Below are 13,744 nucleotides of genomic sequence, written 5' to 3' on the forward strand. Positions count from 1 at the left end.
CCTCACTTCACTGCCGGGCGCAGGCCGTTGGGCCGCCACATCAGGATCGCCATCATCAGCAGCATGTTGGACGCCAGCGACAGCTTGGGCGCCAGGTAGCCGATGTAGTTCGCGGTCAGCCCGACGATGATCGCACCCAGCAGGGTGCCCTGGATCGAGCCAAGCCCGCCGATGATCACCACGATGAAGACCACGATCATCATCTCGGCCCCGAGGGCCGGGGTGATCAGCGTGACATAGCCCGCCCACATGGCACCGCCGAGCGCGGCGAGGGCCGAGCCGAGGACGAAGACGCCGATGAACAGGCGGTCGATGCGGAACCCGAGGCTCTCGACCATCTCGCGGTTCTCCACCCCGGCGCGGATCAGCAGGCCGATGCGGGTGCGGTTCAGCAGCACGTGCAGCCCGATGAAGACGGCAAGCCCGAGAACAAAGGCAAAGACGCGGTAGACTTCGATGCTGACGTCGCCAAAGATGAACGCGCCTTCGAGGAACTGGGGCCGGTGCACGGTGATCGGGGTGCCGCCCCAGATGGCGAGGATCACCTGCTCGGATACGATCAGCGCGCCCATGGTGATCAGGATCTGGCGCAGGTGGTCCTTGTAGACCGGCTTGATGATCACCGATTCAAAGAACCATCCCGCCACGACGCCAAAGGCGACGGCCGACAGCAGCGCGAGGATCAGCGCGAGCGCGTTCAGGATCACGCTGTCCGAGCCGAGCCATCCCCCCAGCGCCGCCAGCACGCTCGCCGCCACGAAGGCACCGAAGCTGACAAAGGCGGAATGGCCAAAGTTCAGCACGTCCATCAGGCCGAAGACGAGGCTGAGTCCCGAGGCCATGAGAAACACCATCATGCCCATGGCAAGGCCCGCCACGGTCAGCGTGACCCACGACGACGGAGCGCCGATCATGATGAAGGCGACGACCGCCAGCGCAAACGGCAGCAGGTAGACCCCGCCGAACCGTTCAAGTGTCTGCGAAAGCTGTTCCATCTCTCTCCCTCACGCCGACAGGCTCAGCAGCCGCTCTTGCAGCGCCTTGTCCGCGACGAAATCCGCCATCGTACCGGTATGGACGACACGCCCGTCCTCGATCACCGCCATGTCGCGGCCAAGGCTCTTGGCAAAATGAAAATTCTGTTCGACCAGCAGGATCGTCGTGGTTTCCGCGATCTCGCGGAACGCCTCGGCCATCGCCGCGACGATCGAGGGCGCCAGCCCCTTGGTCGGTTCGTCAATCAGGATCAGTGCGCGCGGCTCGATGATCGCGCGGGCCACCGCCAGCATCTGCTTCTGGCCGCCGGACAGGCTCCAGGCCTGCTTGGTCCAGAAGGTCTCGATGGCCGGAAACAGTTCGTAGATCCGCTTCAGCCGGGCCTGGTCAAAGCTGCCGGTCTCGGTCGCGAGAATGAGGTTCTCTTCCACCGTCAGGCCGCCGAAGATGCCCATGTTCTCGGGCACGTAGGCGATGCCCTTGCGCGCGATCCCGGCGGTGTGCAGCCCGGTGATGTCCTCACCCCGAAAGGTCACCGACCCGGGGGAGGGGGTCCACAGCCCCATGATCGACCGCAGCGTGGTGGTCTTGCCCGCCCCGTTGCGCCCCAGCAGCACGAAGACGCCGCCCTCGGGCACGTCGAAGCTCACCCCGTGCAGCACCGCGTACTGCCCGATATCGGTCTTCATGTTCTCGATCTTGAGAAGGCTCATGCGGTCTCCTCCGTCGCGGTGCCGAGGTAGACGTCGCGCACAATCTGGCTCTCCATCACCTCGTCCGGCTTGCCGTCGGCCAGCAGCTCTCCGTTGTGCAGCACGATGATCCGGTCGGCCAGCTTGCGCACCACGTCCATCTTGTGTTCGACCAGCAGCACGGTCTTGCTCGGGTCCTTCTTGATCTCCGCGATCAGGTCGAGGACGTCGGGCGCATGGTCGAGGCTCATGCCCGCGGTCGGTTCGTCGAACATGTAGATATCCGGCTCCATCGCCATCAGCAGCGCGACCTCCAGCTTGCGCTGGTCGCCGTGCGGCAGCAGGGCCGCCGTCTGGTGCGCAAGCCCGGTCAGGCGGGTCGCCTCGAGATAGTGCTCGGCCTTCTCGGTCATGGCCTTGTAGCGCCCGACAGGGCGCAGGATGCGCCAGCCCAGACCGGCGCGGGCCTGCACCGCCAGCCGGATGTTCTCGAGAACCGTCAGCTGCGGAAACAGGTTGGTCAGCTGGAACGCGCGCCCCAGCCCGTGGCGGGCGCGCGCCGAGGGCGCCATGCGGGTCAGGTCCATCCCGTCCTTCAGCACGCGGCCGGAGGTGGCGGTCAACTGCCCGGAAATCAGGTTGAAATAGGTGGTCTTGCCTGCGCCGTTCGGGCCGACGATCACGGTCAGTTCGCCGGGATGAAAGTCGCAGGTCACCTTGTTCACCGCGACGTGGCCGCCGAAACGGATCGTCAGATCGCGGGTCGCGAGGGAAGTCTTTGTCATGGAATGGAAGTCCGCTGGTGCGTTGTGCATCCCGGCCCGCGAGGAGCCCGGGCCGGGATGCCTTTCCGGGCGATCAGTCCTGGAAGTTGTTGAGGATCGGGATGTCCATTTCCTCGGGCTCGATGATGCGAACCAGTTCCGGGATTGCCCAGTCGACGTTGTCATCCACCTTGATCTTGAAGTGAACCATGGACTGCAGCGCCTGGTGATCTTCCGGACGGAAGGTCATGGTGCCTTTCGGCGTTTCCCACGACATGCCTTCCATCGCCTTGATCAGGTCTTCGGTCTCGAAGCTGTCGGCCGTTTCCAGCGCCTTGACCACGGCCAGTGCCGCCGCCATGCCACCCGCCGTGAAGAAGTCGGGCGGCGTGTCAAAGCGCTTCATGTGCTCGTCGACCAGCCAGTCGTTGATCTCGTTCTTGTAGTCCTCGTAGTAGTAATAGACCGCGCCTTCCATGCCGGGGAAACGCTTGTAGGTCGGCAGAACCGGCAGGATGTGACCGCCCATCGAGATCTCGATGCCGTAGCGCGTCGGGTCCATCGCCTGGATCTTGCCGGGCGCGTCGCCGCCACCTGCAATGTAGATCAGGATGACCTTGCGGCCTTCCTTGTCCTTCAGCGCGTTGAACATGCGCTCGGCCGCCGCGGTGAAGTCGGCGGTGCCCTGCGGGACGTATTCCTCGGCAACGACGGTCGCACCGCTGCCATCCAGCGCGTGCTTGAACGCCTCGATGCCGTCACGGCCAAAGGCATAGTCCTCGGCCAGGGTGGCGACGTAGAGGTTTTCGTCGGGCTGCAGCGCGATGGCCTGCGCCTGCATGTCCATCGAGGAGTTGCGCGAGGTCTTGAACACGTAGCGGTTGCTGTCGGGGCCGGTGAGGCTGTCGGCCACCGCGGGTTCCACGATCAGGATCTTCTCGTATTCCTCGGCGATCGGCAGCATGCCCTTGGTCACGCCTGAAGAGGTCGCGCCCACGGCCAGCAGCACGTCGTCGTCGCCATAGGCCTCGGCCAGCACGGCACGGGCCACGTCCGGCTTGAACTGGGTGTCCTTCTGGATGATCTCGATCGGGTGACCCTTGACCATGTTGGTGCCCTTGGTCGCGTACTCGATGCCAAGCTCGAAGCCGGTCTGCGACTGTTTCGAGAAGGCTTCGAAGCTGGAACCGGACAGGCCGTGGATAAGCGCGATCTTGATCGGGTCCTCGGCATGGGCGGCACCGGCGAATGCGATGGCCGCCGCAAAGGTCGCGGCGAACCGCGTGAATGTCTTCATGATTTCCTCCCTCCAACGGGCCGGGCGCATGTTGCGCCTTGAAAACCCGTCGTCTACCTTGCGCGCCAAGGATCCGGATAAGAGCCGGTTGGGGCAAGATCGTGGAAATACGTATCGAGGAAAGCTTTCGCGACGGGACCTTTGCCGAGATCGCCTACACCTTTGCGCCGGTCGGCCTCGTGGTGACCGAGAACCGGGTGATCCGCGACTGCAACCTCGCCTTTGCCCAGATGTTCGGCTACCAGCGGGAAGAGTTGAGAGATCAAATGTTCTCAATGCTTTACCCATCGGACGAAGAGTTCGTGAACATCCGTGACCGGGGCGTGAAACAGCTGCGCGAAACCAACACCTACTGGGACGAGCGGATCATGGCGCGCAAGGACGGCAAGCTGTTCTGGTGCCGCGTCCGGGGCCATTCCTTCACGCCGGAAACCCCGCTTCTGCGCGCGGTCTGGAGCTTTGCCGACCTCTCTGCAACCCGGCCCTACGTACCCCTGACACGCCGCGAACGGGAGATTCTCAGCCATCTCTCGGGCGGGTTGACCAGCAAGGAGATCGCCCTGCGGCTCGATATTTCGCACCGCACGGTCGAAGTCTACCGCGCCAAGCTGCTCAAGAAGTTCGGGGTCAGCAACACCGGCGGCCTGTTCCAGTCCCTCGGCGGGATCGACGGCGATCACGTGGTGTCGAACAGCGGCAGGTAGGCGTCAGCCCGGGGCTTCCATCAGGTCGAGGCGCGCCCGCGCCGGGGTGGTCCGGGTCCACTTCTGGAACGCCCGGTAGAACGAGTTCGGATCGCGGAACCCCAGCAGGTAGGAGATCTCGCCGACGCTCAGGTCGCCCCGCCGCAGATAGCGCGTTGCCAGTTCCGACCGGATGCCATCCAGCACCGCCTGGTAGGAGACACCTTCCTCGCTCAGCTTGCGCTGCAGGCTGCGCTTGCTGACCCGCTGGCGGTCGGCCACCGCATCGGCCGAAACCTCGCCCGAGGGCAGCAACTCGATCAGCGTGGTGCGCACCCTCTCAGTCATGGTGGTGGCCTTGTTGCGCGCCGCCAGACGCTTCTGGAGGTCCGGTTCGAACGCGCGCCAGACGGCTTCGTTCTCCGAGATCAGCGGGCGCTGGGCGTCCTCGTGCGAGAGGATGATCTCCGAGGCCGCCGCCGGTTCGATGGCACAGCCGAAGAAGGCTTCGAGCGCGGGGCGCGCCGCTCCCGGATCGGGCATGTGCACCGCCCGGGGCACCACATGCGCCGCAGTTGTCGTCCGCACCAGTTCGACGATGAAGACGCCGTGCAGCGCCACGTAGCTCGTCGGAATGGCGAGGTCGGGATCGCTGCCGGCGCAGGTCAGGTGCAGACCCGTCGGCCGCCGCTCCACGCCCAGCGACACCGGCGCCAGCAGGGGCTTGAACAGCGCCAGCCGCCGGATACCCGTCTCCACGTCAGGGCTACAGGTATAGGCCAGCATCTCGGACTGGCGCGGCACCCGCGCCGAGGTCTGACCCAGAAAGACCGGCAGGTCGGCGCGATCGGACTCCTCTTCGAGCGCCGTGCAGAGCGCGAAGTACTCCGACGCCGTGACGCCCGTGCGGCGCAACTCCTCCATGCTGCTGCCAAGGCCCGCGCGCCTGCGGATACGGTCCGGCGAGATGCCCGCGATCCGGCAGATCGACTCCATGTCGCCGATGCTCATGTACCTTGTCTTCGCCGCCATGACTCTCGCTGTCCTTCCCGGGCCCTGTCACGATACCGTTCCTGTCCCGGCCCATACTGTCGAGGGGCTGGCGTCATGTGCAAGTCCGATGGCGCCATCGGATAGCCGTTTGGCGCGATCTGCAAGTGCATTTGCGGCGGTTTAGCGCTATCTTGGATGCAGGCAGCGTGATCGGCAAAGTGGAGGTCGGTGGATGCAACTCACTGTAAACGGGAAAACCTACGAGGCGGATGTCGAGGACGACATGCCGCTGCTCTGGGTTCTGCGGGACGAGCTGGGGCTTACCGGCGTCAAGTACGGATGCGGCATCGCCCAGTGCGGGGCCTGCACGGTGCACATCGACGGCATGGCGGTCCGCTCGTGCCAGACGCTGGCCGGGTCGCTGGAGCCGGGCGCCGAGATCACCACCATCGAGGGGCTGGGCGCGCCCGACGCCCTGCACGCGGTGCAGCAGGCCTGGGTCGAGCATCAGGTCGCGCAGTGCGGCTACTGCCAGTCCGGTCAGATCATGCAGGCCGCCGCGCTGCTCGACATGAACCCCGAACCGAGCGACGAGGAAATCGACCTGGTCATGAGCGGCAACCTCTGCCGCTGTGGCACCTACGTGCGCATTCGCGCGGCGATCCACGCCGCCGCCGACAAGCTGAAGGAGGCCTGATCATGGGACGTCTCAGGACCATCACGCGCCGCAGCTTTCTCGTCGGGTCCGCCGCCATCGCCGGCGGCGTCGCCTTCGGCACCTACGCCGTCCGCCAGCCCCATGCCAATCCTCTCGCCGAGGGGCTCGGCAGTGGCGAGGCGACCTTCAACCCCTGGGTTCGCATCTCGCCCGACCGGATCACCCTGATCACCCCGCACGCCGACATCGGGCAGGGGGCGGTCTCGATGCAGGCCGCGCTGATCGCCGAGGAAATGGACCTCGAATGGGGCGAGTTCGACACCGACTTCGGACAGCCCTCCGCCGCCTACTACAACACCGCGATGGCGGGCGAGGCCGCGCCGTTCCTCTCGACCGACCACAGCTTCGGGGCCGAAGCCACGCGCTCGGCGATGGGCGCGATGTTCAAGATGATGGGCTTTCAGGGCACCGGCGGCTCCAGTTCCGTGGCCGACAGCTTCAACAAGCTGCGCGCCGCCGGGGCGACCGCGCGCGAGACGCTCAAGCTGGCGGCCTCGCAGCGCACGGGCGTCGCGGCGTCCGAGCTCAAGACCGAGGGCGGCGCCGTCCTCCTGCCGGACGGCACCCGTCTGCCCTATACCGAGCTCGCGGCCGAGGCCGCCGCGCTGGACCCGGTTCAGGACGTACCGCTGCGCGATCCGTCGCAATGGCGTCTGGTGGGCAAGCCGATGCAGCGCCTCGACGTGGTCGCCAAGTCGACCGGGGCCCAGCTCTACGGCATCGACCTCAAGCTGGACAGCATGGTGCATGCCGCCGTCCGCGTCAGCCCCCGCCGTAGCGCGCTGGTCAGCCATGACGCCACTGCCGCCGAGGGGATGCGCGGCGTGAAGAAGATCGTGCCGGTCACCAACGGCATCGCCGTGGTCGCCGACAACACATGGCGCGCCATGACCGCGCTGGACCAGATCACCTTCGAATGGGCACCCGCGCCTTACCCCGCCGAGATGGACGGCCACTGGGCCGAGGTCGGCGCCTCCTTCACCGAGGAACGGCTCGACAAGGAGTGGCGCAACGAGGGCGACGTCGCAGCCGGGATGGACGGCGATGGGGTGGTCGAGGCGGAGTACCGCACGCCCTACCTCGCGCACCAGCCGATGGAGCCGCTGAACGCAGTTGCGCTGGTGACCGACGAGGGGGCCGAGATCTGGACCTCGCACCAGTTCCCCCGCTTCGTGCAGCAGAAGGTCGCCGCCGTCACCGGCCACGACGCCGGGCAGGTCGTCCTGCACAACCAGTTCGGCGGCGGCAGCTTCGGGCATCGCCTTGAGTTCGAGAACATTACCCTTGCCGCCGAGATCGCCAACCAGATGCGCGGTACGCCGGTCAAGCTGACCTTCTCGCGCGAAGAGGACTTCGCCCAGGACTTCCCCCGCCAGATCAGCATGGCGCGCGGACGGGGCCGGGTGGCGAACGGCCGGATCGAGACGGTCGACCTCTCCATCGCCTCAGTCTCCTCCTCGCGCTCGCAGATGGGGCGCATCGGCATGGGCGTGCCCGGACCGGACGGGCAGATCGTGGCGGGCGCGTGGAACGCGCCCTACGCATTGCCGAACCTCCGGGTGCGCGGCTACGCGGTGCCCGAGCTTGCGCCGACGTCGAGCTGGCGCTCGGTCGGGGCCTCCAGCAACGGCTTCTACATCGAGAGCTTCATCGACGAGCTGTGCCACGCCGCCGGGACGGACCCGATGGAGGAACGCATCCGCCTCTGCTCCTACGATGTCGCACGCAAGGTACTCGAGGCGGCGGCGGAACTCTCCGGCTGGGGCAGCGATCTCGGGGCAGGGCGGGGCCGCGGTGTCGCGCTGGTCGAGAGCTTCGGTGTACCGGTGGCCGAGGTGGTCGAAGTCACCGCCACCGACGCGGGCATCCGCATCGACAAGGTCTGCGTGGTGGCCGATGTGGGCACCATCGTCGACCCGGTGAACTTCGAGAACCACATGCAGGGCGCGGTGGTCTGGGGGCTGGGTCACGCGATGAACTGCGAGATCACCTATGCCGATGGCATGGCCGAGCAGACGAATTTCTACACCCACGAGGGGATGCGGATGCACCAGTGCCCCGAGATACTGGTGAAGGGGTTGGAGAACGGCATCCATCCGAAGGGGATCGGCGAGCCTCCGGTGCCGCCCGCCGCACCGGCTCTTGCCAACGCGATCTTCGCCGCCACCGGGCAGCGCCTGCGCGAGGCGCCGTTCAACAAGTTCGTCGATTTCCTGTGAGGCGCGCCATGAACCGCATCGCCATCGCCGTCGCGTCCATCTGGGTCGCCCTCGCGCACCCGCTCGCCGCCGAAGAGGCCGAGGCCGTGATCAACGTCCCGCCCGAGGGCTCGGTCAGCACCGAGGACGGGCTCGCCGCGTGGGAGAGGGTCTACGAGGTGGTCTCGAACCCGCGCTGCGCCAACTGTCACACCGGCCCCGACAACCGGCCCATGTGGTCGGGTCCGAGCTACGGCAAGACCCGCCCGCACGGCATGAACATCAACGCCGGCGAGAGCCGGATGGGGGCCGAGACCCTGCCGTGCGCGACCTGTCACATCACCTCGGACGCTCCGAACACCGTGCCCCACGCCGCGCCGCATGTCGGGCTGGACTGGCAACTCGCCCCGGTCGAGTTCGAGTGGTTCGGCAAGTCCAGCGCCGAGATCTGCGCCCAGCTCAAGGACCCGGAGCGCAACGGCGGGCGCGACATGATGGGCCTCGCCCAGCACCTCGTCGAGGACGCGGCGCACAAGGGCTTCGTGCTCTGGGGCTGGAGCCCCGGCGGCACCCGCGTCCGGGCGCCCTACAGCCTGCAACAGCACGTCGATGACATTCTGGCTTGGGGGACGGCGGGCCAGCCGTGCCCGACCAACTGACCGCGAAGGAACCGGACATGAGAACCACCTCTGCCCCCATGCGTAGCGCCGGGCTCTTCCTCGCCCTCTCGGGGGTCCTGCACATCGTCGGCCCGGTCTTCGCCGGGTTCGCGCGCGGCTCGCTGGTCCTGCTCGCCATTGGCGTGATCTACCTGCTCCTCGCGGCGGGCATCAACCGGGGCTGGCGCGGGCTTGCCTACATCGTCTTCGTGGTCCTGCTGGTCGGGGCCAACGTCGCCTTCGCCATGGTCGGCGGCGGGCTGCTCCCGGATTACCTGTGGTACGCGATCATCGCGGCGGACCTCGTGGCGCTGGTCTCGCTCTTCGTGGCGCTCTGGCGCGGCCGCCGGGTCGTCGCCCGGCCCTGACCCGGCGCCCCTCCGCCGTGTCGCAAGGTCATATTGGCTTTGCGCCCCCCGCGCGCTAGTCTCTTGTTTTTGCGGGACGAGCGGTGCAGGTGGCCTTGGCGGACGACGGACAGACGGAGCACTTGGACCTGGAGGGGCTTATCGCCTGCCCGGTCTGCGATGCGCTTCATAACCTGCATCCCGTGCCCGTGGGCGAGATCGCCCGCTGTCACCGCTGCCACAGCACCCTGATGGCGCCGCGCGCCAGCGCGATGACCCAGATCGTCATGCTCGCCGCTTCGGCGCTGATCCTGATGGTCGCGGCGGTGTTCTTTCCCTTCCTCGATCTCAGCGCGGCGGGCTTCTCGCAGGAAAGCTCGGTGATTGACGCGATCACCGCCTTCTCCGACGGTCTGCTGTTCCCGCTGTCTTTCGCCGTCGCCGCGCTGATCGTGGTGCTGCCGGCGATCCGCCTCGCCGCCATCCTCTACGTGCTTGGCCCGATGATGATCGGCGAACGCCCCGCGCGTCACGCCATCCCGGCCTTCCGGCTGGCCGAGGCGCTGAAGCCGTGGTCGATGGCCGAGATCTTCGTGGTCGGCGTCGCCGTGGCGCTGGTCAAGATCGGCGGCATGGCGCAGGTCCACGTGGGCCCGGCCTTCTGGGCCTTCGTCGCGCTGGTGGTGATCACCGCGCTCAAGGATACCTTCATGTGCAGGTTGACGGTTTGGAAAACACTGGAAGAGCGCAGCCAATCCTGACCGCGCGGCGCGCGGGCCTCGTGGCCTGCAGCGTCTGCGGCAAGGTTCACGCCGCCGGGTCCGACCGGTGCCGGCGCTGCCATGCGCCGCTGCACAGCCGCGCGCCCGCCAGTCTCCAGCGGGTCTGGGCGTGGTGGCTGGCGGGGCTCGTCGCCTATATCCCGGCCAACATCTACCCGATGCTGCGAACCGCGACCTTCGGGCACGAGACCAAGAACACCATCGTCGGCGGCGTGATCGAACTGATGCAACACGGCTCCTACTTCGTGGCGGGAGTCGTGTTCTCGGCCTCGGTGATGATCCCGGTCGGCAAGTTCATCGCCATCGCCTATCTCGCCATCAGCGTGCGCTATGTCTCGGCGCTGCGCGTCCATACCCGCCAGCACCTCTACGAGGTGGTCGAATTCATCGGCCGATGGTCGATGATCGACGTCTTCGTCGTGGCCATCCTCTCGGCGCTGGTGCAATTCAAGTTCGTGGCCAGCGTGCATCCCGGCGTCGCAGCCGTGTCCTTTGCCTTGTCGGTTGCCTTTACCATGCTCTCGGCACAAAGCTTTGACTCCCGGTTGATCTGGGACGCAGACGAAGAAGATCAGGAATGACCGACAGACCGACCCCCGCCGAAATGGAGATGAGCCCGCGCCGCCGTGCGCCGTGGCGCAACCTCTCGCCGATCTGGCTGGTGCCGCTGGCCGCACTGGTGATCGCCCTCGCGATCACGTGGAAGAGCTATTCCGAGCGTGGCGACCTGATCCAGATCGCCTTCGAGAACGCCGCCGGGGTGACCGCCGGGGAAACCAGTCTGCGCTATCGCGACGTCACCATCGGGGTTGTCGAGTCCGTGCATTTCACCTCCGGGCTGGAAAAGGTGCTGGTCTCGGTCCGCGTCGACAAGGACGTGGCCCCCTACATCAACGACACCGCGCAGTTCTGGGTCGTGCGCCCCGAGGTCTCGGCCGAGGGGGTCACCGGTCTGACCACCGTGCTCAGCGGCGTCTACATCGAGGGCATCTGGGAGCCGAACGACAGCCCGCCGGAGACCGTCTTCGAAGGTCTCGCGCAGCGTCCGCTGGTCGACGTCCGGGAAAAGGGCACCCGGATCACCCTTCAGGCCATCGAGGGAACCAGCCTCGCGGCGGGGTCGCCGGTCTTCTACCGGGGGGTCAAGGTGGGCCGCACCGAGGCGCCGCGCCTCGATGCGAACGGCACCAGCGTGATCATCGACGCCTTCATCGAGGCGCCCCACGACAAGCTGCTGACCACCGCCACCCGGTTCTGGGATGCCTCGGGCTTCAACGTCTCCTTCGGCCCGGCGGGCCTCAAGCTCGACGTGGGCAGCATCGCCGCGCTGGTGTCCGGCGGGGTGTCGTTCAACACCTTCTTCTCCGGCGGCGGCCCGATGGAGCCGGGGCAGGTCTATGAACTCTACCCCGACGAGGACGAGGCCCGGACCAATGCCTTCTCGCGCGTGTCAGAACGCGCGGTGAACGTCTCGACCATCTTTGATCAGGGCGTATCGGGCCTGACCGCAGGCGCGGCGCTCAACTACAAGGGCCTCAAGATCGGCGAGGTCGGGACGCTCTCGGCCTTCGTGAGCGAGGCCAGCGGCAAGCCCGTGGTGCAGCAGCTGGTGACACTCTCGATCGACCCCGGCCTGCTCGGTCTGCCGGACGGCGCGGGCGAGAAGGAGGTCCTCGACTTCCTGCAATCCGCCGTCGAAAGCGGGGTCCGCGCGCGCCTGACCAAGGCCAGCCTGCTGACCTCCAGCCTCGTGGTCGAACTGGTCGAGATGCCAGACGCACCGCCCGCCGAACTCGACCGCGACGCCAAGCCCTATCCCATCTTGCCCAACGTCCCGTCTGACCTGCCGGACATCAACGCGACGATGGAAGGGGTGATGAAACGGGTCAACAACCTCAAGATCGAGGAACTGATCCAGCAGGCCACCACCATGATGGGCTCGATCCAGGCGCTGGCCACCGACGCCAGCACCCGCGCCGCGCCCAAGGCCGTTGTCGGGCTGATCGACGATGCCCGCGCGCTGGTCAACGACGACGAACTGCGCGCGCTCCCCGGCGAGCTGAAGGCCACCATCGCCGAATTCCGCACGACGGTCACCGCCCTGAACGAGCAGCGGATCGCGGACCGGCTGGCCGAGGCGCTGGATTACGCGAGCGAGGCCGCCACCACGCTGACCTCCGCCTCCGAAGGCGTGCCGGAACTGGTCGAGGACCTCAAGGCCGTCGCCGTCAAGGCCCGGGAGCTGAAGGCCGAGGAACTGGTCGCCGCCGCCACCGACCTGCTGAACAGCGCCGATGCGCTGATCGGCACCGATGCGGCGCGGGCGCTGCCCGCCGCGCTGAACGGTGCGCTGGACGAGGTGCGCACCATCCTCGGGCAACTGCGCGAGGGCGGGGCCGTCGACAATGCCAACGCCGCGCTGGCCTCGGCGCAATCGGCAGCCGAGTCGCTCGAGAAGGCCACGGCGGACCTGCCGCAGCTGGCCCAGCGTCTCGACAGCCTCATCGCCCGTTCCGAGCAGCTGATCGCGGCCTATGGCGACCGCTCGGACTTCAACAGGGAAACGCTCGGGGTGCTGCGCGAACTGCGCGATGCCGCCCGCTCGGTCTCGACCCTGATGCGCCAGCTCGAACGCAACCCCAACTCGATCTTCTTCGGAAAGTGACGACATGACGGTTCTCTCCCGCACCCTCGCACTCGCCCTGCTGCCGCTGCTTGCCGCCTGCGGCGACAGCAACGCGCGCTACCTCGTCGATGCGCCGGTCCCGGCCCAGCAGCAAAGGGTGCGGGTCTCGACCGTCGAGATGCGCGAGGTCACCTTGCCCGCCTATGCCGCTGCGTCGGAGATCCTCGTCCAGCAGGCCGACGGCGCGCTGCGCCCGGTCCGTAACGCCATCTGGGCCGAAGACCCCACGCGCGGGGTCACCCTCGCGCTGGCGCGCAACCTCGATGCCGCCGCCTCGGCCACGGTCATGGCCGAGCCTTGGACACTGGAGCGGCGCCCCGACGTGCAGGTCGATGTCCGCATCGAGCGCATGGTGGCGCAGAACGATGGCCAGTACCGCCTTGCCGGTCAGTATGCCATCGCCTCGCCCGACCTCGTCATCCGCGAAAGCGTCGGGCGCTTCGATATCTCCCAGCCCTTGGCCGATACCGATCCGGCAAGTGTCGCTCGCGCCACCGGGGCCGCGCTGATGACGCTCTCCCAGCAGATCGCGGGCCGGCTTCGCTGACGCACCGGGCGGTCAGTGATCCGAGGACAGCTTCATCAGGATCAGCCCGCAGATGATCAGCGCGGCAGCGGCCACCCGCATGGGGGTGACCTGCTCGCCCAGCACCGCGATACCCACGCCAAAGGCCCCGATGGCCCCGATCCCGGTCCAGATCGTGTAGGCGGTGCCAAGGGGTAGGCTGCGCATGGCCAGCGCCAGCAGGCCGAAGCTGCCGATCATGAAGACGAGGGTGCCGATGCTGGGCCACAGCCGGGTGAACCCGTCCGACTGCTTCATCAGCAGCGACCAGACGACTTCGAGCAAACCGGCGACGACAAGATAGATCCAGGCCATGTTGGCCTCCTTTTCCAAGATCGCCGGGCCGTCCCGGACATGAAACCCC

The 13,744-nt window shown here is 67.0% G+C and carries 15 protein-coding genes; 9 read left to right on the plus strand and 6 right to left on the minus strand.

What is annotated here, in order from left to right:
- Nucleotides 1-2 precede the first annotated feature (2 nt).
- The 4 genes from DDT93_RS20410 to DDT93_RS20425 all read right to left on the minus strand — a co-directional run bounded on the left by DDT93_RS20410 (nucleotide 3) and on the right by DDT93_RS20425 (nucleotide 3,749).
- Nucleotides 3-995, minus strand: coding sequence for a branched-chain amino acid ABC transporter permease (locus DDT93_RS20410; protein ID WP_109467739.1), 993 nt, complete (start codon nucleotides 993-995; stop codon nucleotides 3-5).
- 9 nt (nucleotides 996-1,004) lie between these two features.
- Nucleotides 1,005-1,709: an ABC transporter ATP-binding protein gene (locus tag DDT93_RS20415; RefSeq protein ID WP_109467740.1), complete on the minus strand. Its 705-nt coding sequence runs from the start codon at nucleotides 1,707-1,709 to the stop codon at nucleotides 1,005-1,007.
- Nucleotides 1,706-2,473 carry an ABC transporter ATP-binding protein gene (locus DDT93_RS20420; protein WP_109467741.1) on the minus strand — a complete coding sequence of 256 codons (768 nt, stop codon included), beginning with the start codon at nucleotides 2,471-2,473 and terminating at the stop codon, nucleotides 1,706-1,708. The genes DDT93_RS20415 and DDT93_RS20420 overlap by 4 nt, the downstream gene beginning before the upstream one ends.
- 73 nt (nucleotides 2,474-2,546) lie before the next feature.
- A complete protein-coding gene (locus tag DDT93_RS20425; RefSeq protein ID WP_109467742.1) occupies nucleotides 2,547-3,749 on the minus strand; it encodes a substrate-binding domain-containing protein in 1,203 nt (400 codons plus the stop codon).
- A 101-nt stretch (nucleotides 3,750-3,850) separates the two neighbouring features.
- Here DDT93_RS20425 and DDT93_RS20430 point away from each other — a divergent pair, with 101 nt between their 5' ends.
- Nucleotides 3,851-4,453: a LuxR C-terminal-related transcriptional regulator gene (locus tag DDT93_RS20430; protein WP_109467743.1), complete on the plus strand. Its 603-nt coding sequence runs from the start codon at nucleotides 3,851-3,853 to the stop codon at nucleotides 4,451-4,453.
- Between the two features lie 3 nt (nucleotides 4,454-4,456).
- Here the strand turns inward: DDT93_RS20430 and DDT93_RS20435 are convergent, their stop codons facing one another.
- The gene (locus tag DDT93_RS20435) at nucleotides 4,457-5,443 is read right to left on the minus strand and encodes an AraC family transcriptional regulator (protein ID WP_198654922.1); all 987 of its coding nucleotides are present in this window, start codon (nucleotides 5,441-5,443) and stop codon (nucleotides 4,457-4,459) included.
- Between the two features lie 214 nt (nucleotides 5,444-5,657).
- Between DDT93_RS20435 and DDT93_RS20440 the strand changes: the two genes are divergently transcribed.
- The 8 genes from DDT93_RS20440 to DDT93_RS20475 all read left to right on the plus strand — a co-directional run bounded on the left by DDT93_RS20440 (nucleotide 5,658) and on the right by DDT93_RS20475 (nucleotide 13,362).
- Complete coding sequence (locus tag DDT93_RS20440; protein WP_109467745.1) at nucleotides 5,658-6,122, plus strand: (2Fe-2S)-binding protein; 465 nt, start codon at nucleotides 5,658-5,660, stop codon at nucleotides 6,120-6,122.
- A 2-nt stretch (nucleotides 6,123-6,124) separates the two neighbouring features.
- Nucleotides 6,125-8,362: a xanthine dehydrogenase family protein molybdopterin-binding subunit gene (locus tag DDT93_RS20445; RefSeq protein WP_109467746.1), complete on the plus strand. Its 2,238-nt coding sequence runs from the start codon at nucleotides 6,125-6,127 to the stop codon at nucleotides 8,360-8,362.
- An 8-nt stretch (nucleotides 8,363-8,370) separates the two neighbouring features.
- Nucleotides 8,371-9,000 (plus strand): hypothetical protein, encoded by a 630-nt coding sequence (locus DDT93_RS20450; RefSeq protein WP_109467747.1) that lies wholly within the window; start codon nucleotides 8,371-8,373, stop codon nucleotides 8,998-9,000.
- 17 nt (nucleotides 9,001-9,017) lie between these two features.
- Nucleotides 9,018-9,368, plus strand: a complete 351-nt coding sequence (locus DDT93_RS20455) for a hypothetical protein (RefSeq protein ID WP_157960239.1) — start codon at nucleotides 9,018-9,020, stop codon at nucleotides 9,366-9,368.
- An 89-nt stretch (nucleotides 9,369-9,457) separates the two neighbouring features.
- Nucleotides 9,458-10,108, plus strand: coding sequence for a paraquat-inducible protein A (locus DDT93_RS20460; RefSeq protein WP_232825518.1), 651 nt, complete (start codon nucleotides 9,458-9,460; stop codon nucleotides 10,106-10,108).
- Complete coding sequence (locus tag DDT93_RS20465; RefSeq protein WP_109467749.1) at nucleotides 10,075-10,710, plus strand: paraquat-inducible protein A; 636 nt, start codon at nucleotides 10,075-10,077, stop codon at nucleotides 10,708-10,710. Before DDT93_RS20460 ends, DDT93_RS20465 begins: the two co-directional genes overlap by 34 nt.
- The gene (locus DDT93_RS20470) at nucleotides 10,707-12,794 is read left to right on the plus strand and encodes an MlaD family protein (RefSeq protein WP_109467750.1); all 2,088 of its coding nucleotides are present in this window, start codon (nucleotides 10,707-10,709) and stop codon (nucleotides 12,792-12,794) included. The genes DDT93_RS20465 and DDT93_RS20470 overlap by 4 nt, the downstream gene beginning before the upstream one ends.
- A gap of 4 nt (nucleotides 12,795-12,798) precedes the next feature.
- Nucleotides 12,799-13,362: a PqiC family protein gene (locus DDT93_RS20475; protein WP_109467751.1), complete on the plus strand. Its 564-nt coding sequence runs from the start codon at nucleotides 12,799-12,801 to the stop codon at nucleotides 13,360-13,362.
- A 12-nt stretch (nucleotides 13,363-13,374) separates the two neighbouring features.
- On the opposite strand, the gene DDT93_RS20480 is transcribed toward DDT93_RS20475, so the two are convergent.
- The gene (locus DDT93_RS20480; RefSeq protein WP_109467752.1) at nucleotides 13,375-13,695 is read right to left on the minus strand and encodes a DMT family transporter; all 321 of its coding nucleotides are present in this window, start codon (nucleotides 13,693-13,695) and stop codon (nucleotides 13,375-13,377) included.
- Nucleotides 13,696-13,744 lie beyond the last annotated feature (49 nt).

Origin of the sequence: Albibacillus kandeliae, assembly GCF_003116585.1 — a bacterium.
Classification (GTDB): Bacteria; Pseudomonadota; Alphaproteobacteria; order Rhodobacterales; family Rhodobacteraceae; genus Albibacillus; species Albibacillus kandeliae.